Source organism: Shinella sp. HY16 (assembly GCF_028534175.1).
In the GTDB taxonomy this organism is placed as follows: Bacteria; Pseudomonadota; Alphaproteobacteria; order Rhizobiales; family Rhizobiaceae; genus Shinella.
Map to the genome: position 1 here is coordinate 818,343 of NZ_JAHYXL010000002.1, position 20,662 is coordinate 839,004.

Below are 20,662 nucleotides of genomic sequence, written 5' to 3' on the forward strand. Positions count from 1 at the left end.
GAGATGAAAATGACTGCAATCTACCGAGACCTTCGATACCTGCGCCTGCCGGTGCCCGATCTTGCTGCCGCCGCTGCCTTTGCCACGGAGATCTTTGGCCTTCAGGCGGGTGACCGCGACGAGGATCATGCCCGCTTTCGATCCGATGCGCGAAACTACGCGCTTTGCTACAGCAAGACGGGCGACACCGCGGTCGCGCTGACGGTCGCGCGGGCGGAAGACCTCGATACGGCTGAAAGCCGCCTGGCGAAGTGGTCTCCCGTCCGTCTCGACACAGATGCATGCAAGATCCGCCAGATCAAGAAGGGCATCGCGGTCAAGGCACCGAACGGTGTAACGGTGGAGCTCGTCTGGCGGCCGCTGACGTCGGGCTGGCGCTATCATGGGCCGCGCGATGCAGGCATTACCGGGTTCCAGGCAGTACAGCTCGCCTGCACCGATATCTCCGCCAATGAGGATTTCTGGACACGCGGCGTCGGGCTGGAGGTTTCCGACTGGATCGGCGATGCAACTTTCCTCCGCATCGATGAGGCGCATCACCGTGTGGCTCTCTATCCTTCCGAGCGCGATGGGGTGCTGGGGGCGAGCTGGTCCGTCGAGGGTGTCAACAACGTGATGCAGGGCTGGTATTTCATGCAATCGCGCCAGGTTCCTGTCGTTCACGGACCGGGGCGTCATGCCGCGTCCGAAGCGGTTTTCGTCACGGCCAAGGGGCCGGGCGACATCTACTATTCCTATGCAGCCGATACCGATACCGGCCCCCAGATCGCCATCCGGGGTCCACGCCAGTTTTCCGACACCGCCCGGTCGCATTGCACCTGGGGTTCGCCCTGCCTCGCGCCGGAATTCCTTGGAGGAGAAGAACGATGATCGAGCTCAAAGACGTTGTCTACTGCCGCTTGGGCACGACCGACCTTGCCGGCGCGGAATGGTTCGCAGTGAACATCCTCGGCCTCGAGGTCTCGGAGCGCCGCCGGAATGCGACCTATTTCAAATCGGATGCCCGCGAGCACACGCTGTGCTACTTCGAGGGCGATCCACAGGATCAGGTAACGGCCTTCGAGATCGGTTCTTCCGACGATCTTCAGCGCGCCGCCGCCACGCTCGAAGGTCTCGGCCATCGCGTGCACTACGGCTCGGCACAGGAATGCGACGCACGCCATGTTCGCGAGTTCATCCGGTTCAACGATCCGACCGGCAACGGCATCGAATTCGTCGTGCGCCCCGAAATGTCGGGCAAACGCTACCATGGTACCCGCGATGCCGGCATTACCGGTTTTTCCCATGTGGGCCTCTGCACGACGGATGCCGAGCGTGACGAGTCCTTCTGGACGCAAGTCTGCAACGCCCGCGTTTCCGATCGGATAGGCGATGCGCCACTGATGCGGCTCGGCACGATCCACCATTCGATCGCGCTGTTTCCTTTTCACAAGGCCGGGATCCAGCACATCAACCACCAGGTTGAAAGCACAGACGATATCCAGCGTTCCTTCAGCCACGTGCGGGACAATCAGGTCAACATCACCTTCGGGCCGGGCCGGCATCCGACCTCCTCGGCCCAGTTCCTCTACTTCACCGGGCCCGAGGGCATGACGTTCGAATATTCGACGGGCGTTTGCGAGATCCACGACGAGCCGCTGTGGCGCGACCGGCAATTCCACTTCGAACCCAAGGGCTTCTGCCACTGGGGGGCGAAGCCGAACATTGCCGCCTTCAAGGACTGACGGCATGACAAACGAAATCGCAATCGCAGTGCGGGTGGCCGCCCGCGCCCTTGGTCGTGCCGGTCTCGTGCACGCCTACGGTCATTGCTCTGCCCGTATCGACCAGCAGCACTTCCTGACTTGCCCACCCCGGCCGATGGCCCTGGTCGAGCCGGGCGAACCTTGCACCCTGGTACCGGTGACGGGTGATCTGCCGGCCGGTGTTCTGGGTGAGGTGCGCATCCACCAGCAGATTTATGCGGCACAGCCATCCGTCGGTGGAGTCATCCGCTTCATGTCCCCGTGTGTCATGGCACTCGCAGCACTCGGCCGTCGGCCGCAGATGCGGCACGGCTTCGGCACCTACTTTGCGCCCGGGGTCGGTTTCTGGGACGACATCCAGCTGATCCGTGATGACGGGCGGGCGGAAGGCGTCGTCACGGCCATGGGCGACAGCGCGGGCGTCTTGATGCGCGGCAACGGCGCGGTCGTTCGCGGCGGAACGATCGAGGAGGCGCTGATGCTCGCCTGGTATCTGGAAGACATGTGCCGCGTCGAGCTTGCCGCCCTTGCTGCGGGATTGGCCAACGAAGCGCCGGTCATAACGGCGGCGGATGCCGCGCAGCGCGCGACACTCGGCGGCGGCATTGTGGAACGGATGTGGGACTACCTGACGGCCGGCGACCCCGAGCGGGCGGCCTGACGGAAGTGGTCATGCGAAAGGACAAGATGTGAAGACCTATCTCAATTTCATCGACGGCAAGTTCGTCCGCGGCAGCGCCGAGACCTTCGCCAATCATTTCCCGAGCACCGGCGAGGTGATCGGCGAGGTTTCCGCCGCCGGCCGGACCGAAGTCGATGCCGCGGTTGGCGCGGCGAGGGCGGCCTTGAAGGGGCCGTGGGGCCGCATGCCGCTCGCAGAGCGCGTCGCACTGCTGCGCAAGGTCGCCGATGGCATCAATGTACGTTTCGACGAGTTCCTGGCGGCTGAAATCCACGATACGGGCAAGCCCCGCTCCATCGCGTCACATATCGACATCCCTCGCGGCGCCGCGAACTTCAATGTCTTCGCAGACCAGATCCTCACGGCCTCGACGGAGACGTTCGAGATGGCGACGCCCGACGGCGCCGGCGCGCTCAATTATGCGCTGAGGCTGCCCCGTGGTGTCATAGCCGTCGTCTGCCCCTGGAACCTGCCACTTCTCCTGATGACGTGGAAGGTCGCACCAGCGCTCGCCTGCGGCAATACGGTCGTCGTCAAGCCATCCGAGGAAACGCCGGCAACGGCAACGCTCCTCGGCGAGGTGATGAATGCAGCCGGAATCCCGCCGGGCGTCTACAATGTGGTGCATGGCAAGGGGCCGGGTGCTGCCGGCGAGTTCCTGACAAGCCATCCGGATGTCGATGGTATCACCTTCACCGGCGAGACGCGGACCGGCGAGGCGATCATGCGCGCAGCGGCCGGCGGCATTCGCCCCGTCTCGCTGGAGCTCGGCGGCAAGAATGCCGGCATCATCTTCGACGACGCCGATCTCGACGCCACGCTGGAAGGGATCGGACGCGCCTGCTTCGCCAATACGGGGCAGGTATGTCTCGGTACGGAGCGCCTCTATGTGCAGCGCGGCATCTTCGAGCGGCTGGCCGAGGGCCTTGCGCGCAAGGCAAACAGCTACCGGTTCGGCGATCCTTTTGATCCGGCGACGACGATGGGCCCGCTCATCAGCGCCGAACATCGGCAAAAAGTCCTGTCCTACTATGACAAGGCGCGGGCCGAAGGCGCGACGATCCTTGCCGGTGGCGGGGTGCCGCAGCTTGCCGGCTATGAGAACGGCTATTGGGTGGAGCCAACCGTCTGGACCGGCCTTCCACAGCACGCACCCGTCATCACTGACGAGATTTTTGGGCCCTGCACGCACATCACGCCCTTTGACACGGAAGAGGAGGCCGTCGCGCTGGCAAATGACAGCCCCTACGGGCTGGCAACCTCGATCTGGACCACGAACCTGTCGCGCGCGCACCGTGTATCGCGGCAGATCGAGGTCGGCATCGCCTGGGTCAACTGCTGGTTCCTTCGCGACCTCAGAACACCCTTCGGCGGATCGAAAGCCTCCGGCATCGGCCGGGAAGGGGGCATCCATTCGCTCGAATTCTACACCGAGCTGCGCAACGTCTGCATCAAACTCTGAAAGGCCCCTTGATCATGCTGAACGAAGAACAACGCGCGCGCTGTGTCGCGAGCCTGCTGGAAAGCCACCGTACCAAGGTGCAGGGGCCGCGTCCCTCGGAGATGTATCCCGAGATCGAGATCGCAGATTCCTATGCGATCTCCTCCGCCGTGGCAGAGGCCAAGGTCAAGGCCGGCGTGAAGATCATCGGCCACAAGATCGGCCTGACGTCAAAGGCCATGCAGGCCGCCTCGAAGATCGATGAGCCCGACTACGGCTATATGTTCGACGACCTCGTGCTGGCAGATGGCGCGAAGGTGCGGTTCGAGGACTTCTGCGTGCCGCGTGTCGAGCCGGAACTGACCTTCGTGCTCAAGGAGCCGCTGAAGGGACCGAATGTCGGCCTCGTCGATGTTTTGCGTGCAACGGAATGGATCATCCCGTCCATCGAGATCATCGACGCACGTGTTACCGAACCGCGGAGGATTTTCGACACGGTCGCCGACAACGGCGCGGCCGCCGGACTGGTGCTCGGCGGGCGGCCCGTTCGACCGACGGATGTGGACCTGCGCTGGGTCGGCGCGATCTTCTATCGCAATTCGGAAATCGAGGAGACGGGACTGGCCGCCGGCGTCCTCGGCCATCCGGCGATGGCGGTCGCCTGGCTTGCCAACAAGCTCGCCCCATTCGACGTGACGCTGGAGCCGGGCCACATGCTGCTGTCCGGCAGCTTCACACGCCCCGTCTGGGCCAAGAAGGGCGATACCCTTCACGCCGATTTCGGCCCGCTCGGCTCGGTCGCCGTGCAGTTCGTGTGAGGCGATGATGCAGGCTCCCCGCAACACGTTCAAGCGCCGGCTCCTTGCCGGCGATACGCAGAACGGGCTCTGGCTGTCCCTCGGCAGCCCGATTTCCTCCGAGGCTCTCTCGCTTGTTGGCTTCGACTGGCTGCTGTTCGACACCGAGCATTCCCCGATCGACCTTGCCAGCGTCCAGCCCCTGTTGCAGGCGGCGGCCGTGGGCACGGCCCAAGCCGTCGTCCGCCCCGCCTGGAACGACAAGGTGCTGATCAAGCGTGTACTCGATATGGGTGCGCAGACCCTGCTCGTTCCCTTTGTTGAAACTCCCGAGGAGGCGGCGGCAGCCGTAGCCGCCACACGCTACCCGCCCAAGGGACTTCGTGGCGTCGCTGGCGCGACCAGGGCAAGCCGTTACGGCCTGACATCGGACTATTTTGCCGTCTCCGACGACGAGATCGCCGTGCTCGTGCAGATCGAAACCACCAATGCCCTTGCCAGGCTGGAGGAAATCGCGGCTGTTCCGGGCGTCGACGGCGTCTTCATTGGTCCCTCCGATCTCTCCGCCTCCATGGGTTTTCTCGGTCGCGCCGGAGCGCCGGAGGTCCAGGCCGTGCTTGAAGATGCGGCACGCCGCATCGTCGCCACCGGCAAGGCCCCGGGCATCCTCGCCACCAACGCGGCCGACGCCGTCCGCTACAGGCATTGGGGCTACCGCTTCATTGCCGGTGCGGTCGATCTCGGCCTCCTGGTGAAGGCCGCCCAGGGTGTACTCAAGGATATGGCGGACGGCTAAGCCCATCAGTGGGCCTGCCGCTGCCCGCACGCCAACGGCAGGTGCCTGTGTTTGCACCATCCGCGTGCTGGCACGGCAGGCTTCCAGGCGAGGCCGATGAAGGGCTCTCAAGGAGAGGAGGGGCACCCTTCATCGCAGGTGCCACGCTTGGCTTCACCTGATGTCACGGCGGCAGCCGCTGTCCAAGGCTGCCGCCGTGCGTTCAGCGGTTGTTTCAGCGCGCGTGTTGTGCGCGGGCGTCGAAGACGAAACCGAGGAAGTTAAGCAGAACCTGCGCGGCGAGAATGGCGGTCCCGCCAGTATGGTCATAATCCGGTGCAACCTCGACAAGATCCATGCCGACCACTTCGTTGCGACGCGCCAGGCCTTGGAGCATCTCAAGCACCTCATAGTAGAGGAAGCCACCGTGGCTGGGTGTGCCGGTACCCGGAGCGATCGAGGGGCAGAAACCGTCGATATCGAGCGTGACGTAGACGCGTGCGTTTTCGGGAATACGGTCGATCACGCCGCGTGCGCCAAGCCCCCGCGCCTGCCGGACGGAGAGGATGTCGGATCCCATGCTGCGGGCTGCGTCGTAGCCATCCTTCGCCGTTGACGAAACGTTGCGGATGCCGACCTGCGTCAACCCGCTCACCCACGATTTTTCCGCTGCCCGGCGCATCGGATTGCCGTGGCCGTTGCGCACGCCATGGCGCTCGTCGACGAAATCCAGATGGGCGTCGATCTGCAGGATGTGGATCGGGCCGCGGCCTTCGAAAGCCTCGATGCAGGGAATGTTGACGGAATGATCGCCGCCGATCACCACAGGCAGCGCACCAGCGTCCAGGATCGCATTGACGCCCCTGCGGATGTTTGCATGGCTCTTTTCCGTGTTCGTATGCACGATGTCCGCGTCACCGATATCCACGATACGCACGCCCTCGCCGAGGTACATGCGGTCGTCTTCGTGGTCATAGGCTCCGGCGTGGCCGAAGCTGAACAGCGTCGAGGCTTCGCGCACCGCGCGGGGCCCGAAGCGCGAACCCGCGCGGAACTGGGTGCCGAAGTCGAAGGGCGCGCCGAGCACCGCCACATCCGCATCGATCTTCGTCCAGTCTTCGACATAGGGGCGCTTGCCGAAGGTCGAGATGCCGACGAAGGGTAGATTGAGCCTGCCGTTCTCGTAGCCGTGCGCATTGCCGGATTTTGTATCCGTCATGAAAAGTCTCCTTGTGATTGAATTTGGTCAGCGGAACGCGAGGTCACGCAGCCCGAGCGAGATCCACGGGAACAGGCTCAGCAGCACGGCGACCAGCAGCAGGATGAGAAGGAAGGGCGGTACGCCACGCACCACATCGACGAAGGGTCGGCGGAACACGGCGACGGCCGTGAACAGATTGCATCCGAAAGGCGGCGTCGCCGCTCCGATGGCAACCTGCAGCGTGACCAGGATGCCGACCAGCACCGGATCGAGCCCGGTCGCGGCCACCAATGGTGCGAAGATCGGCACGAGGATCAGCATCACCACCAGTGAATCGACGAACATGCAGCCGATGAAGAAGGCGAGGTTTATCACCAGCAGCACCTTCATCGGACCGGCACCTTCCAGCCCTATGGCAGCCAGAATCTGCTGGGGCACCTGGGCATAGGAAATCGTCCAGGAGAAGGCCGCGCCCGTGGCGATCAGGATGAAGACGACGGAGGTCATCATTCCTGTCGAAAGGGCAATGTTCCAGAGATCCTTCAAACCGATCGAGCGGAAGATCAGGAGCTCGAGCAGCGTGGCATAGAGCACGCAGATCGCGGCCGCTTCGGTGGGGCTGAAGATGCCGCCATAGATGCCGCCGACAACAAGAGCCGGAAAGCCGAGCGGCCAGAGCGCGCGCCGCGCCGCATGAAACCGCTCCGCCCAGGTGGCCCGGCGTTCGACGGGAAGCCCTTCCTTCCGGGCGACATACCAGCACCATACGGAAAACAGCACGACCACGAGCAGCCCCGGCCCGATGCCGGCGATGAACAGTTCCGAAATCGACGTGCCCGAAAGGACCCCGTAAACGATCATGCCGATCGACGGTGGAATGAGATAGGCAAGGTCGGCCGCGTTGACGATCAGCCCGATAGTGAAATCATCGCGGTAGCCCGCCCGCAGCATGCGAGGCCGCATGGCCCCGCCAACGGCGACGACGGTTGCCTGGGTCGAGCCGCACACCGCGCCAAACAAGGCGCAGGCGGATGTCACCGAAATCGCCAGGCCCCCGCGCAGGTGCCCCATGAAGCGCATCACGAGGTCGACCAGCCGGTCGGCCGACTGGCCGCGCGTGATGATGTCGGCGGCAAGAATGAACATGGGGACGGCAACGAGCGCGGAAGGCTTTACCCCACCGATCATCTGCTGGACGATCTGCTGCATGGCAAGATCAGGCAGGTACAGCCAGAAGGCCAGAACCGTCGCGGCGAGAAGCGGCATCATCATCGGATAACCTGCCAGGAGCAGCAGGCACATGACGGCGATCATCATGAGTGTCATGGTTCAGCCTCCCGTGGCGCGGGCAGGACCGGCCTCTTCGCCGACCTGCAATTCGAGAAGTTTCGTCACTTCGGGATCCTCGAAGGCGTCGGTCTCTTCAAAGGAGACCCAGACCCCCTCCCGGCGTGTGACATTGGCGACGACGGCAAGGAGGTATTGGATGCCGGTCAGCGCGAGGCCGACGACGACGACGACATAGGTTGTCCAGAGCGGCAGTTGCATCGCTGGTGTAAGCCGCCCGCGGGCGGCAACCTTGGCGACATATTCCCAGGCGTGCCATGCAAGCAGGAACATGGCGGCAGCCGTGGTCAGCGCGATGGCGGCCATCAGCCACCGCCGGGCGGTTTCCGGAACCAGATCGTAGACCGCAGACATGCGGATATGGCGGCCTTTGCGCGTCACATATCCAAGGCCCATGAAGGTGGCGGTCACCATCAGGATCTCGTTCAGCTCTTCGGAAAAATACAGACTGTGTGCCAGGACGTACCGGCCGAAGACATTGGCAATCGTGTTCAGCGCCATGACGATCATCGTCAGGCTGAGAACCGCCGCCTCGAGGGAGGCGATTCCATCATCCAGCCGCAAAAGGGCGTTCCGGCGCGAGCGCGGTGCTTGTTCCATGATTCTGTTTCCTGATCCGGGATGCGCCCGGCAGATTGCCGGGCCGCGCGCCCTATTGAACGGACTCGGCCTGAAGCTTCTTCAGGAGAGCGCCGGCATCGGGGCCAGCGACATCCGCAACGGCATCGGCTGTCACCTTTGCGCGCTCACGAAAGACTGCCCGCTCGGCCTCCGTCAGCTCGACCAGCTTGATCGTGGGTTTGGCCGCCTGGATCTTCTGCAGCCGCTCCTGATTGAAGCGCTGCACGACCGGGGGAATAAAACCGTTGAGTTCGGCGAACGTCTTGTCGAGAAGTTGGCGACGGTCTTCGGGCAAATCCTTGTACCAATCGTCGCTCGCAAGAACCGCGGTGATAAGTTCCTGCTCGCCGGCCCAGATCAGGTAATCCGTGACCTCGTAGAACTTCATCTCCTCGATCGTCGGAATGGGATTGATCTGGCCATCGACCTGGCCAAGTTGCAGGGCGCCGTAGACTTCGCCGAACGGAACCGGCGTCGGCGAGGCACCGAGATCCTCATAGGCCTTCAACAGCATGGGCGAAACCATCACGCGCATCTTGAAATTGGCCAGATCCTCCGGCTTGCGGATTTCCTTCCGGGTGGTCCAGACCTGCGGCCCCTCGCTGTAGAGAGCGCCAAGCTTCAATCCCTTGGTCTCGAAATGCCCTGCCAGCTCCTGATGGATCACGGGACTGGTCGCCAGCATGTCGTTCATGCGCTTGGGATCGCTGGGTAGAACATAGGTTGAGAGAAAGATCTGACTCTCCGGAACGATCGTGCCGAGATTACCGACCGAAAGGTTTGAAAGCTGGATGACCCCGTCCGCCGTCTGTTCGGCCACTTCGGTCGGCGTGCCGAGCGAACCCAGCGGATAGACCGTGACCTTGACCTCTCCGGCGGTCGCCGTCTCGATGCGCTTCTTGAACTCCTGCGCATAGCTGTCCATGATCGAGCCGGGAATTTCCTCAATTGCGAATTTCCACTCCTCAGCCTTCGCGACATTGCCGGCGAAGGCCACGACGGCAGCGACGGCTGCGGCCCTGGCAAAATTTTTCATGTTTTCCTCCCTCTGGTCGGCGGGCGCGACAGCCACGGCCGATGGCAGGAGTATTCAGGCGTGCGATAATTCATTAAATCGCAATCTTTGCACATTTACTTCAGAATAATTGAAGTTACGCTGGGCCAAACGAGGAGGCTCGGCGCCATGCGGATCAGCGACTATACCCTTCGCAACCTGCGCACCTTCTGTGCCGTCGTCGAGCACAGCGGCTTTGGCGGTGCACAGGCCGTGCTTGGCGGTAGCATCTCGGCCATCTCGACCCATTTGAAAGACCTTGAGCTGACGCTGGGCTTCACGCTCTGTCATCGGGGGCGTGCGGGTTTTGCCCTGACGGAGAAGGGGGAGGCCGTCTACGACGAGGCCAAGCAGCTGCTGGGGTCGATCGAAACCTGCGAGACAAGCCTTGGCCAGCTGCGCCGTGTCCTGACAGGCCACTTGCGCGTCGGAATCGTGGACAGCGAAGCCAGCAATCCGGAGCTCCCTGTCCACCTCGCCATTCGGCGGTTCTTCCTGCGCGAGCAGAAGGTTCGCCTGTCACTCGAAGTCGGTACACCCGAAACGCTCGCAAAAGGGCTGCAGACAGGTGAACTCCACGTTGCCGTCGGACCCTTTCCGCAGCGTCATCTCAACGTCGAGTACACCCCGGTCTATGTCGAGGAGCACGCCCTTTTCTGCGGCGAAAATCATCCTCTGTTCCATCGTCCCAATGAGGACATCACGCTGGCCGAGGTGTCACGTCACCCGGTCACGGTAAGGCCTTACCTGCACAAGAGTGAACTGGCCAAATTCCGCTCACCTATCGTGACGGCGTCGGTTTCCAACATGGAGGCGCAGGCCATGTTGGTACGGAGTGGCTGTTTTCTTGGATTCCTCCCGACGCATTTCGCGCGGCCCTGGGTGCAACAGAACGAGATGCGGCAGATCAGGGGGCTGGAACTGGAATGGCAGTCGCAGTTCTATGTTGCGCTGCGCGCCCGCCCGACGCCACCGGAAATCGCCGTGATCTTTGCAAGGGACATTTCCCTGGAGTTGTCACGCGTCGGCTCGTCAGTGTGAAGCGGAGCGACCATCGATCGCGAGGCGCTTGACTTCTGCCTTGGCGCAATGGGCGTGCGCCAATCCTTGCCTCGGCTGTTTTTCTTAAGACTATCATAGACAACCACGCCGATCGCTCTGCGACCGGCGATGCGGAGAACCCTGTGCGCCAACGGAGAATACGGCGCGGTCCGCACTATCTGGGTTCGCTCAGCAAAGGCGGATCACTCTTATGCCGCCCTGCTCAATACTCGGAATGCTAAAACACGAGGCAAATGCCTATAGTTTAACCAATTTTTATTCACATATATGCAATCTTCGATAACAAGTGTCCACGCAGACACTCCATGGTAGTGATTTTAGCCCCGAAAAACATATTTCGTCACTTATCAGATTTGGAGTAGTTGCAATGTCCATTCGCCTGAAACTCCTTTCCTGCATATCTTTGCTTGTTGCCACTCTGGTCGCCATAGCAGCTTTCGCCCTCTATGCTCTGAACGAGGAAGCAAAGCTCGTACGGTCGATCGTGGCCGACCGCGTCATACCCATGAGCCAGTTGAAGACGATAGCCGACGAATATGCCGTGAAGATCGTTGATACCGTTCACAAGGTCGCAGCGGGCACGGTAACAAATGAAAAGGGCGAACAGGATATCCGGTCGGCTCTCAAGAACATCGACGGACAGTGGGCCATATATCTTTCGACCAAACTGACGGCCGAGGAGGAGCGGCTGGCCAACCAGTTTGGGCAAAACCTTGAAAATGCAGCAACGCAGCTCGGTGGGCTGGCGGACCTGGTCGCGACGAATGACGATAGGGCTCTCGCAGAGTTTGCTACCAACGCGCTCTATCCGCTTGTCGATCCTCTAAGCGAGGATATCAACAAGCTCATTGCCCTTCAGCTCACCGCTGCTGAAGACGGCATGGCGGAAGGGGAAGCCCTGAAGTTCCTGTTGTTGGCGATCATGGCCCTCATCGGCGCGTTTGCTGCGGCTATCGCAGTATTTTCGATCTGGACCGTCATCAAGGGTGTCATCAGACCGATCGATATCATGACAGATACGATGGCCTCCCTGGCTGGCGGCAAGCTCGACATTGCCATCTATGGCGAGGAGCGCAGGGACGAGATAGGCCGAATGGCAAAAACGGTCGCGGTTTTCCGTGAGAACGCTTTGGCGCGTATTCGTCTTGAACAGGAAACGGAAGCCAGCCGTTCATTGTCGGAGGAGGAGCGGGTCGCGCGAGAGAAACTGAAAGCGAAAGAAGCTGCCGATGTTCAGTTCGCGGTCGACAATCTGGCTGCCGGTCTTGCGAAGCTGTCGGACGGCGACGTGTCACACAGGATCGAGCGGCCATTTACGGCCTCGCTGGATTCCGTGCGCAACGACTTCAACAACTCGGCCGAAAAGCTTCAGGACGCTCTAAACAGGGTCGCGCAGAACGCCCTTGGCATTGACGCCGGCGCGAACGAGATCAAATCGGCGGCCGACGACCTGGCCAAGCGCACGGAACAGCAGGCGGCAGCCGTGGAAGAAACGGCCGCAGCTCTCGAAGAAATCACGAGAACGGTCAAAAATTCCACGGCTCGCGCTCAGGATGCGGGTCAGCTTGTCGTCCGCGCAAAGGTTGGCGCTGAGCAGTCCGGTGATGTCGTACGCCGCGCCGTGCATGCGATGGAGCAGATCGAGAAGTCAGCCAACGAGATCAGCAACATCATCGGCGTTATCGACGAGATTGCGTTCCAAACGAACTTGCTGGCGCTGAATGCAGGTGTCGAGGCCGCACGCGCCGGTGAAGCGGGCAAGGGCTTTGCTGTCGTTGCACAGGAAGTGCGGGAACTGGCCCAGCGTTCCGCCAGCGCCGCCAAGGATATCAAGGGGCTGATCACCACGTCGAACAATCAGGTGCGTGAAGGGGTGCAACTCGTCGGCGATACGGGGAGGGCGCTGGAAACGATCGTATCCGAGGTTCAGGAAATCAACCGGCACGTGGCAGCGATCGTGGAATCGGCGCAGGAGCAGGCTTCAGGCCTTCAGCAGATCAACACGGCCGTCAACCAGATGGATCACGACACGCAGAAAAATGCCGCAATGGTCGAGGAATCGACCGCCGCCAGCCACGGTCTGGCGCGGGAAGTGGCATCGCTGAGACAGTTGCTGGCACAGTTCAGGCTCTCGCATCCGCAATTGCGGACCACGATCTCCGCATCTTTTCCGCCTCGCGAGACCGGAGCCTATGACACCGCAGCTGCCTTGCCGGTTCGGGCGCTCAGCCGCAGGATCGCGTCGGCCTTCTCGGGCAATGCCGCTCTCGATACCGGCAAGGATAGTTGGGAAGAGTTCTGATGAGCGTCGTGCATTTGGATGGTGGCGTTCACGCGCGAAGCGCGGCTTGCGGGAGCGTCTCATGCTAAGCTCCGTGCCGCATGTTTAGCCGGTTGCAGATCTCGATGAGGTCTGCGTCGGTAACGGATAAAGGATCGGCTCCCTCTCGAAAGCCATTTCCGCACGCGACCGTTGGTGTTTTCGGCAGTTCCTTTTGCCACGGCAACTGCGGATCCCAGAACCACGTCTGGTTGCCGATGCTCACCTGGAGGTATGGCCAGTCGGTGAACTCCGGTCCACCGTCGAAGGTGATGGAACGGCGGGCGAGGTGGGACAGGGCTTGTAGTCCCTTCCCAAGGCTGTTCTTGACCGGTCGGGACTGCCGATCGTTGTTGCGCGGGAAAATCGCGACCCGGCTGACCGGTTCGACCAGTGATATCACATTGGCTTTTCCGAACGTCTTCCAAAACTGGATAAGATCGCTTTCCCAATGCTCGAACTGCTTGCGATCGGCCACGACATCCGGGTGACGTAGAATATTGAGATCTGGGCTAAACCTCTGACCATGCTTGCGTCTGGCGTGAAGGGGTCGATGTCTGGCACGATGCTCCGGCACATGTTGCCATAGCTTGATCGCCTGGCCGTCGGTTAAGCATTCGAACTTGTAGGTCGTTTCGTGGCTGACCGAGATTGGATGCAGCTCCAGACGCCTCCTTCCGGCAATCTGTTGCGGCGATCAGCCGTGCTTGATCCGATCGATCACGGATTGACGGGCACGCGAGCCTTGCTCCCAACGTTGGCGTTGACCAGCGCATCGAGAGGCGAGACTGTCGCATTACTAAATAGCCACGACAGCCAATGATCACGTAAGCGGGATAATGTGCGATTCTCTAGGGGCGCGAGGTTTTTAAGGTTACTAACCTTCCAGCAGGTCACCGTGGGTTGGTGCAAAAGGGCTAATTCCTTGCTACACTGCCACTTTTCCACCTTCCCGCAAGCATCCGCCGCATGCCGCCCGATCCTTCGTGGCGCTGTCGAAGTACGGCCCTCAGACGATCCGTAGCGCAAGAGCATCGAATCGCGCAGCATTCTGCCTCTCATCCCGCATCGCGCCCATGGCTTGTTGCCGGATGCCTCATCGACAGATTTGTCGCGACTGGATCTTGTTGAAGACAGCTATTTGGTGGTGCAGTCATACGGTAGTCGGCGGCGGGCACACGCTTCCGCGGCATGCAGGGATCGGTTCAAGGAGCCCACGATACGATGAGCAAGTCCAGCTACAGGGACATTGCCCGCCTTGCCGGTGTCGGTACAGCGACCGTGGAGCGGGTGCTGAACGGGCGTGGCGGCGTGCGCCCCGAGCTCGCCGAAAAGGTGGTGATCGCCGCCCGCAGCCTGAACTATCCCCGCACGCTGCCCGATGCGCACCGTGGCTTGCTGCGCATCGAAGTCCTGATGGTCCGCCCCGAAACGACATTCTACCGGCGCCTTTCCAAGGCATTCGAGCGCATCGCAGCCACGCTGGATCCGTTGGTTGTCGTGCATCGCAGCTTTACCGAGGAAATGAACCCGGAGCAGATCGCCCGCCACATCCGTTCGACCGATTTGCCGCGTGCTGGCCTGATCCTTGCCGTCCCGAACAGCCCGCTCATCAAGGCGGCAGTGGAAGCCGTGGCGGCCCAGGGCGTGCCCATCGTGCATGTCGTCACCCGTGCCCTGGAGAAGACCGGGGCCTTCGTCGGCATAGACAACGAGGCCGCCGGGCGGACGGCCGCCTGGTTCATCGCCCGCATGGCCCGCACGAAAGGCCCTGTCGTCGCGCTTTGTCATCCGATCTATCAGGTCCACCGCGATCGCATCCGCGGTTTCTCCAGTTACTTCGCCGCCCATCCCGGTCCCATCGCCTTCGAATGGCTGGGTTTCACGCGGGACGAAGAGCATTTCAGCGCGGAGACACTCGCAATCGCGCTGGAGAAATATCCTGATCTCGTCGGCCTCTACAATGCCGGCGGTGCCAACTCCGCCCTGATCAGCGTGCTGCGCCGCCATCCGCGGGGCAGGGAGATCCTGTTCATCGGACACGAGTTGACTGATTACACCCGCGCGGCGCTCAGCGATGGCATCATGGATGTGGTGCTGGACCAGGCGCCGGAAGCACAGGCCCAGCGCGCGCTCGACCTCGTCCTCCGCCGCATCGGCCTGACGGATGTCGAACCGGACCCAAGCCCCATCCGCTTCATCACCATCACGGCCGAAGGCCTCTGATCTGATTTGATCAAGGAACCGTTCGGCATTCCGGCTCGCTCTTGATAATTTCCAGGTCGGGAGGAGAGCCGGTTGCGCAAGGCGCAACAGGGCCAGCGGCGCGACATGCGCCCCTTCCAACAAGGAAATTCAGCGAGTGTGAAACCGCTCGCACGTCCGAGGGAGAGCGCAATGGACGATCTGAAATACGGAACGCGCAATAAGCGTGGGGACTGGGCACCGAACCAGCCGGTGGAGACCGCACCGCTGTTCGTCTTTCCGCCTCGCCTCCTGGCGATCCTCAAGTGGCTGCCGCACTATTTCTTTCCGTGGAACGCCATCTTCGCGGCTTCCGCTATCGCCTACTGGGCCTGGATAATCCCGCCAATCGAAACGCTGCAGAGCCTCGGCATCAGCTGGGTCGCCTGGCTCTACGCGGTGAATGCGGTCTGTGTCCTTCTCTTCTACGGCGCCTTCGAGGTGCATCTCTATGTGTTGAAGAGGCAGGAAAACCGCTTCAAATACAACGGAAAATTCCCTGCCGATCAGAAGAACAAGGCCTTCTGGTTCGAGAGCCAGAACCTCGACAACATCCTGCGCACGTTTCTTTCGGGCGTCACCATCTGGACGGCGATCGAGGTCGCCATGCTCTGGGCCTATGCCAATGGCTACGCCCCCTGGCTGAGCTTTGCCGAAAACCCGTGGACACTGGCACTCGTCGCCCTCGCCGTGCCGATCATCCACGAGTTCCACTTCTTCTGCATTCACCGGCTCATCCACACCCCGTTTCTCTACAAATGGGTGCACTCGGTCCACCACAATTCGGTGAACCCGTCGCCTTGGTCGTCGCTGTCGATGCACCCGGTCGAGCACCTGCTCTATCTCGGCACCGCCTTCTATCACCTGGTCCTGCCGTCAAACCCCATCCTGATGCTCTATCAGCTTCACTATGCCGGCTTCGGCGCCATTCCCGGCCATGTCGGCTTCGACAAGGTGGAAGTGGGCGAAGAGACGCTGGTCGATAGCCACGCCTATGCGCATTACCTGCACCACAAGTATTTCGAGGTGAATTACGGCGATGCCCTGATCCCGCTCGATAAGTGGTTCGGCACCTGGCACGACGGCTCCACGGAAGGCGAAGCCCGCATGCAGGAGCGCTACCGCAAGCGCAAGGAAAAGCTCGCCGCCCGCAAGGCTCGTACCGAAGTTCAAGGAGCTGCCGAATGACCTGGGTTCCCGCCTGCAAGCTCGCCGACATCGAACAGGAAGGCGCTGTCCGTTTCGACCATGGCGGCCGCACCTACGCCATCTACCGCGCGCCGGATGACAGCGTCTATTGTACCGCCGGCCTGTGCACTCATGAGGCGATCCATCTTGCCGAAGGATTGGTGATGGATTTCGAGGTGGAGTGTCCCAAGCATTCCGGCGCTTTCGACTATCGCACCGGCGAGGCCCTGCGCCTGCCGGCCTGCGAGAACCTGAAAACCTATCCCGCCGAGGTGATCGACGGAGAGGTTCGCGTCGCCCTCGGCTAGGGCGGCGCCGACAAGCAGGCCCGCCGGGTCTCCGGAGTGCGAGCGGGTGGACCGGCACCCAAACTGGGAGGATACCATGAAATCCATGTGCCTGGCGGCCATTCTGGCCGCCTTGATGGGAAGTGCTGCCGCAGCGGAGACGATCGGCGTCTCGATGCAGAGTTTCGACAACAATTTCCAGACCCTCTTGCGCGAAGGGATTGGCGCGCGAGCCGCAGAGGTCAAAGGCTTCAATGTCCAGGTCGAGGACGCCCAGACCGACATCTCCAAGCAGCTCAATCAGGTGAACAATTTCATCGCTGCCGGGGTGGATGCGATTATCATGACGTTGACGGACACCTCCGCCGCCCCGGGCATCAGCGAGGCTGCCGAGAAGGCCGGCATTCCGCTCGTCTATCTCAACCTCGAGCCGGACAACATCGCCAAGCTCCCGCAAAAGCAGGCCTATGTCGGATCAAAGGAGACGGATTCCGGCGAACTTGGCGCACAGGCCGCCTGTTCGCTGCTGAAGGAGAAGGGCAAGGCAAGCGATGCACAGGTCTACATCCTGATGGGCGACCTTGCCCACCAGGCCTCGCGCGACCGTACGTCCTCATTCAAGGATGCGCTGGCAGCGAGCGACTGCAAGGGTGTCACCATCGCCGACGAACAGTCCGGCGCCTGGACACGCACCAATGCCATGGACCTGACAACCAACTGGATCACTGCTGGCCAGCCCATCGACGTGGTCTTCGCCAACAATGACGAAATGGCGATCGGCGCGATTCAGGCTCTCAAGGCGGCAAGCGTCTCCATGGACGACGTCATCATCATCGGCATCGACGCGACGCAGGACGGCCTCGCAGCCATGGCGGCAGGCGATCTCGACGCGACCGTGTTCCAGAACGCCAAGGGCCAATCGGCAAGCGCGGTGGATGCCGCGGTGGCGCTGGTGCGCGGCGAGGCGATCGAAAAGCAGGTCTGGGTGCCCTTCGAGCTCGTCACCCCGAAGAACATGGCCGACTACGCCAGCCGGAACTGATCCCCCCCGACCGGCGCCACGCGCCGGTCCCTTTCCACGGAGACCAGCATGGACGACATCGTCATTATCGGGGCGGGCGAAGCCGGGACCCGCGCCGCCTTCGCCACCCGTGAAGCCGGTTTTTCCGGCGCCGTCACGCTGATTGGCACGGAACCACACCTGCCTTATGAGCGCCCTCCGCTCTCCAAACCACTGGAAGGAGCTGTGCAGATGAAGGCGATCTGCACGACTGAGGCACTGGAAGCCGCCGGCATTACCTATCGCCCGGGCCGCACCGCCACCCGCATCGACGCCGCCAGCCGCACCATAGCCCTCAGCGACGGCCGGGCACTGCCCTACGGCAAACTGCTCCTCGCCACCGGCGCACGAGTACGACGGCTGGCATGCCCCGGTGCCGAGCGAGCGCTCGATTTCCGCACCTATGGCGACGCCGCAACCCTCTTTTCCCGTGCAGAAACTGGCGGGCCTGTCGCCATCATCGGCGGCGGGCTGATCGGCATGGAGCTTGCCGCGGTGCTGCGGAGCAGGGGTATTCCTGTCAGCATCATCGAGGCCGCACCCAGACCGCTCGGGCGGGCCGTTCCGCCACGCTTCGCCGAAAGGCTGCATGCGCGGCACCGGGGGGAGGGGGTGCGTTTTCATCTCGGCCTCGGGCTTACCGAAATCACCTCCGATGCCGTCATGCTTGCCGATGGTATCCGCGTTCCCGCTGAAACCGTGGTTTCAGCCATCGGCGTTCTGCCCGATGTCGCGCTTGCCGAGAGAGCAGGGCTCGCAACGGCGAATGGCATCGTCACCGACGCCTTCCTGCGCACGAGCGATCCGCATATCTTCGCCGCCGGCGACTGCGCCGCCGTCTCCCAGCCGGAGGGCGGCACCACGCGGTTCGAGAGCTGGCGCAATGCACGCAGCCAGGCCGAGACGGCCGCCCGCAACATGACCGGCGCCCACGAAGCCTTCTGCGCCCCACAGTGGTTCTGGTCCGACCAGTATGATCTCAGCCTGCAGGTTACAGGCCTGCCCCAATCCGGGCACCAGAGCATTCTCCGCTCCATAGCGGAAGGTGAACTGGAATTCTACCTTGAGGACGGACGTCTCGTGGCGGCGGCCGGTCTCGGAACCGGCAACGGAGTGGCAAGAGACATCAAGCTGGTGGAGATGCTGATTGCGGCCGGGATTACACCTGACCGGTCGGCGCTTGCCGATCCGGCTGTGAACCTCAAAGGTCTTCTCAAGAGCGCCCGGGCCGCCTGATGCAGACGCTGCTCGTCTTCCAGTCGCTCTGGGCCATGGAGCGCCGCCATACGGATGGCCATGAGCGTAGCCTTGCGGAAAACATCGCGATGATCGCAAAGGCAGGGTTCGACGGTGTCAGTGCGCACTATACAAACCGCTCGGATGTCGCCCGCCTTAACGAGACACTACGCGGCACCGGCCTGAGGATCGAAGGGGTCTGCTTTCCGCGCACCGTCGATGATCTGCGCCTGGCGCTGGAGCTGGCCGCAGAGTATCCGGTCAGCCATATCAACCTGCAACCCGATATCCGGCCGCGCCGGATCGAGGACTGTCTGCCGCTTCTCGATGGATGGATACGGCTCGCCGAAGAGGCCGCCATTCCCGTCTATATCGAGACGCATCGAGACCGGATGACCACGGATCTCTACTTCACGCTCGATCTCCTCGACCGGCGGCCCGACCTGCCGCTCCTCGCCGACCTCTCGCATTTTCTGGTCGGGCGTGAATTCGCCTTCCCGGTCTCGGAAGAAAACCACGCGCTGATCCGCCGCATCCTCAAGAACGCCCAGGCTTTCCACGGCCGCATCGCCTCGCGCGAGCAGGTGCAGATCGAACTTTCCTTTCCGCACCATCGTCCCTGGGTCGATCTCTTCCGCCAGTGGTGGAGCTATGGCTTCTGCGACTGGCGCTCCCGCGCAGCCGTGGACGCCACGCTGGTCTTCACTTGCGAGCTCGGCCCCAAGCCCTACGCGATCACCGGCCGGGACGGCAACGACACGACGGACCGGTGGGCGGAAGCGCTTGAGCTCCGCAGGGTGGCACTCGACCTCTGGGCCGCCAGTGCCCTGCCTGATCGGGGTTGTTAACAGACACTTAATGCGCATGATGAGACACAGATCCTGCCCAGCAAGAACCCGTTGCCTCCCAAATTAGCGAGTACCTGCAGCCAACAACCGTGATCGTGACGCATGCGGCATGGAGGCACGGCGAATGCCGAATGGATCGGGATAGAGACATCGCCTCGCTGGCCGAAGGCACGCCGCCGTCAGGGCCGGCGGCGCTTGAAATCCGATTGCGAAACGACACCGGTCAGCCGGTTCTGCCGGTCGAGCACGGCGAGACGGCGCAGGTGCAGCGACTGCATATTGGCCAGCACACTTTCCGGTGCTTCGTCGTCGAAGCAATAGGTGATGTTGGTCGTCATGACATCGCCGACCTTCGTCGTTTCCGCGTCGAGCCCCGGCGCCACAGCCCGCAGGATAATATCACGATCCGTAAGCGTGCCGACGAGACCGTTGGCATCGACCACCGGCAGGAAGGCAATGTCCCATTCCGCCATCAGGCTTGCAGCGTATTGCAGGGTCTCCTCGGGCCGGACAAGATGGACATTGCGGGTCATGATGTCACCGATGGGCATGAGGACCTCTTGCTGTGCGCTTTGACTGGTGCATCTCCGACCACGTCAACGTCGGAAAATGCGATAAAAAAGCCCCTGAAGCAGGGCCGGCGAACCGGATCCCACCAGCGCTGCGCCAGGAACAGACGCCCCAGACCTTGGTTCCCGTATCGGCTCCCAGCATGGCCTGCGCGTCGCCATCGACGGGGGCCGACCTGCCTGAA

The 20,662-nt window shown here is 62.2% G+C and carries 20 protein-coding genes; 14 read left to right on the forward strand and 6 right to left on the reverse strand.

Translation table 11 applies throughout. The features are described 5' to 3' along the window. Nucleotides 1–9: 9 nt before the first annotated feature. Genes K0P03_RS24305 through K0P03_RS24330 form a run of 6 tightly spaced genes read left to right on the forward strand, consistent with a single transcriptional unit; the run spans nt 10 to nt 5,461 of the window. Nucleotides 10–870 carry a VOC family protein gene (locus tag K0P03_RS24305; protein ID WP_272790813.1) on the forward strand — a complete coding sequence of 287 codons (861 nt, stop codon included), beginning with the start codon at nt 10–12 and terminating at the stop codon, nt 868–870. After that, complete coding sequence (locus K0P03_RS24310) at nt 867–1,724, forward strand: VOC family protein (RefSeq protein WP_272790814.1); 858 nt, start codon at nt 867–869, stop codon at nt 1,722–1,724. Before K0P03_RS24305 ends, K0P03_RS24310 begins: the two co-directional genes overlap by 4 nt. Nucleotides 1,725–1,728: 4 nt before the next feature. Then, complete coding sequence (locus K0P03_RS24315) at nt 1,729–2,406, forward strand: class II aldolase/adducin family protein (protein WP_272790815.1); 678 nt, start codon at nt 1,729–1,731, stop codon at nt 2,404–2,406. 28 nt (nt 2,407–2,434) lie between these two features. Then, nucleotides 2,435–3,889: a 2-hydroxymuconic semialdehyde dehydrogenase gene (locus tag K0P03_RS24320; protein ID WP_272790816.1), complete on the forward strand. Its 1,455-nt coding sequence runs from the start codon at nt 2,435–2,437 to the stop codon at nt 3,887–3,889. 14 nt (nt 3,890–3,903) lie between these two features. After that, nucleotides 3,904–4,686 carry a fumarylacetoacetate hydrolase family protein gene (locus K0P03_RS24325; RefSeq protein ID WP_023513513.1) on the forward strand — a complete coding sequence of 261 codons (783 nt, stop codon included), beginning with the start codon at nt 3,904–3,906 and terminating at the stop codon, nt 4,684–4,686. 7 nt (nt 4,687–4,693) lie between these two features. After that, nucleotides 4,694–5,461 (forward strand): HpcH/HpaI aldolase family protein, encoded by a 768-nt coding sequence (locus K0P03_RS24330; RefSeq protein ID WP_443020605.1) that lies wholly within the window; start codon nt 4,694–4,696, stop codon nt 5,459–5,461. 214 nt (nt 5,462–5,675) lie between these two features. On the opposite strand, the gene speB is transcribed toward K0P03_RS24330, so the two are convergent. The 4 genes from speB to dctP are packed head-to-tail and all read right to left on the reverse strand — an operon-like array spanning nt 5,676 to nt 9,645. Next, nucleotides 5,676–6,659: an agmatinase gene (gene speB / locus K0P03_RS24335; RefSeq protein ID WP_272790818.1), complete on the reverse strand. Its 984-nt coding sequence runs from the start codon at nt 6,657–6,659 to the stop codon at nt 5,676–5,678. 27 nt (nt 6,660–6,686) lie between these two features. Then, nucleotides 6,687–7,967 carry a TRAP transporter large permease gene (locus K0P03_RS24340; protein WP_024269928.1) on the reverse strand — a complete coding sequence of 427 codons (1,281 nt, stop codon included), beginning with the start codon at nt 7,965–7,967 and terminating at the stop codon, nt 6,687–6,689. A gap of 3 nt (nt 7,968–7,970) precedes the next feature. Then, on the reverse strand, nt 7,971–8,588 hold the full coding sequence (locus K0P03_RS24345) for a TRAP transporter small permease (RefSeq protein WP_024269929.1): 618 nt from the start codon (nt 8,586–8,588) through the stop codon (nt 7,971–7,973). A 52-nt stretch (nt 8,589–8,640) separates the two neighbouring features. Beyond that, the gene (gene dctP / locus K0P03_RS24350; RefSeq protein ID WP_024269930.1) at nt 8,641–9,645 is read right to left on the reverse strand and encodes a TRAP transporter substrate-binding protein DctP; all 1,005 of its coding nucleotides are present in this window, start codon (nt 9,643–9,645) and stop codon (nt 8,641–8,643) included. 147 nt (nt 9,646–9,792) lie between these two features. On the opposite strand from dctP, the gene K0P03_RS24355 reads away from it, so the two are divergent. Both K0P03_RS24355 and K0P03_RS24360 read left to right on the forward strand, forming a co-directional pair. Continuing rightward, entirely contained in the window at nt 9,793–10,704 is a 912-nt protein-coding gene (locus K0P03_RS24355; RefSeq protein WP_050746032.1) for a LysR family transcriptional regulator, read from the forward strand. A 388-nt stretch (nt 10,705–11,092) separates the two neighbouring features. Continuing rightward, nucleotides 11,093–13,027: a methyl-accepting chemotaxis protein gene (locus K0P03_RS24360; RefSeq protein WP_272790819.1), complete on the forward strand. Its 1,935-nt coding sequence runs from the start codon at nt 11,093–11,095 to the stop codon at nt 13,025–13,027. Nucleotides 13,028–13,091: 64 nt separating this feature from the next. Here K0P03_RS24360 and K0P03_RS24365 read toward each other — a convergent pair whose 3' ends face one another. Continuing rightward, on the reverse strand, nt 13,092–13,730 hold the full coding sequence (locus K0P03_RS24365) for an IS30 family transposase (protein ID WP_272791104.1): 639 nt from the start codon (nt 13,728–13,730) through the stop codon (nt 13,092–13,094). A gap of 539 nt (nt 13,731–14,269) precedes the next feature. On the opposite strand from K0P03_RS24365, the gene K0P03_RS24370 reads away from it, so the two are divergent. The 6 genes from K0P03_RS24370 (at nt 14,270) to K0P03_RS24395 (ending at nt 19,908) form a co-directional block, all read left to right on the forward strand. Next, a complete protein-coding gene (locus K0P03_RS24370; protein ID WP_023516851.1) occupies nt 14,270–15,271 on the forward strand; it encodes a LacI family DNA-binding transcriptional regulator in 1,002 nt (333 codons plus the stop codon). 171 nt (nt 15,272–15,442) lie between these two features. Beyond that, the gene (locus K0P03_RS24375; RefSeq protein WP_272790820.1) at nt 15,443–16,477 is read left to right on the forward strand and encodes a sterol desaturase family protein; all 1,035 of its coding nucleotides are present in this window, start codon (nt 15,443–15,445) and stop codon (nt 16,475–16,477) included. Next, nucleotides 16,474–16,785: a MocE family 2Fe-2S type ferredoxin gene (locus K0P03_RS24380; protein WP_023514290.1), complete on the forward strand. Its 312-nt coding sequence runs from the start codon at nt 16,474–16,476 to the stop codon at nt 16,783–16,785. Before K0P03_RS24375 ends, K0P03_RS24380 begins: the two co-directional genes overlap by 4 nt. Nucleotides 16,786–16,861: 76 nt before the next feature. Continuing rightward, a complete protein-coding gene (locus K0P03_RS24385) occupies nt 16,862–17,806 on the forward strand; it encodes a substrate-binding domain-containing protein (protein WP_272790821.1) in 945 nt (314 codons plus the stop codon). A gap of 48 nt (nt 17,807–17,854) precedes the next feature. Then, nucleotides 17,855–19,060, forward strand: coding sequence for an NAD(P)/FAD-dependent oxidoreductase (locus K0P03_RS24390; RefSeq protein WP_272790822.1), 1,206 nt, complete (start codon nt 17,855–17,857; stop codon nt 19,058–19,060). Then, nucleotides 19,060–19,908, forward strand: coding sequence for a sugar phosphate isomerase/epimerase family protein (locus K0P03_RS24395; RefSeq protein WP_272790823.1), 849 nt, complete (start codon nt 19,060–19,062; stop codon nt 19,906–19,908). Before K0P03_RS24390 ends, K0P03_RS24395 begins: the two co-directional genes overlap by 1 nt. A gap of 179 nt (nt 19,909–20,087) precedes the next feature. On the opposite strand, the gene K0P03_RS24400 is transcribed toward K0P03_RS24395, so the two are convergent. Beyond that, nucleotides 20,088–20,459: a CBS domain-containing protein gene (locus K0P03_RS24400; protein ID WP_272790824.1), complete on the reverse strand. Its 372-nt coding sequence runs from the start codon at nt 20,457–20,459 to the stop codon at nt 20,088–20,090. Nucleotides 20,460–20,662: the final 203 nt, after the last annotated feature.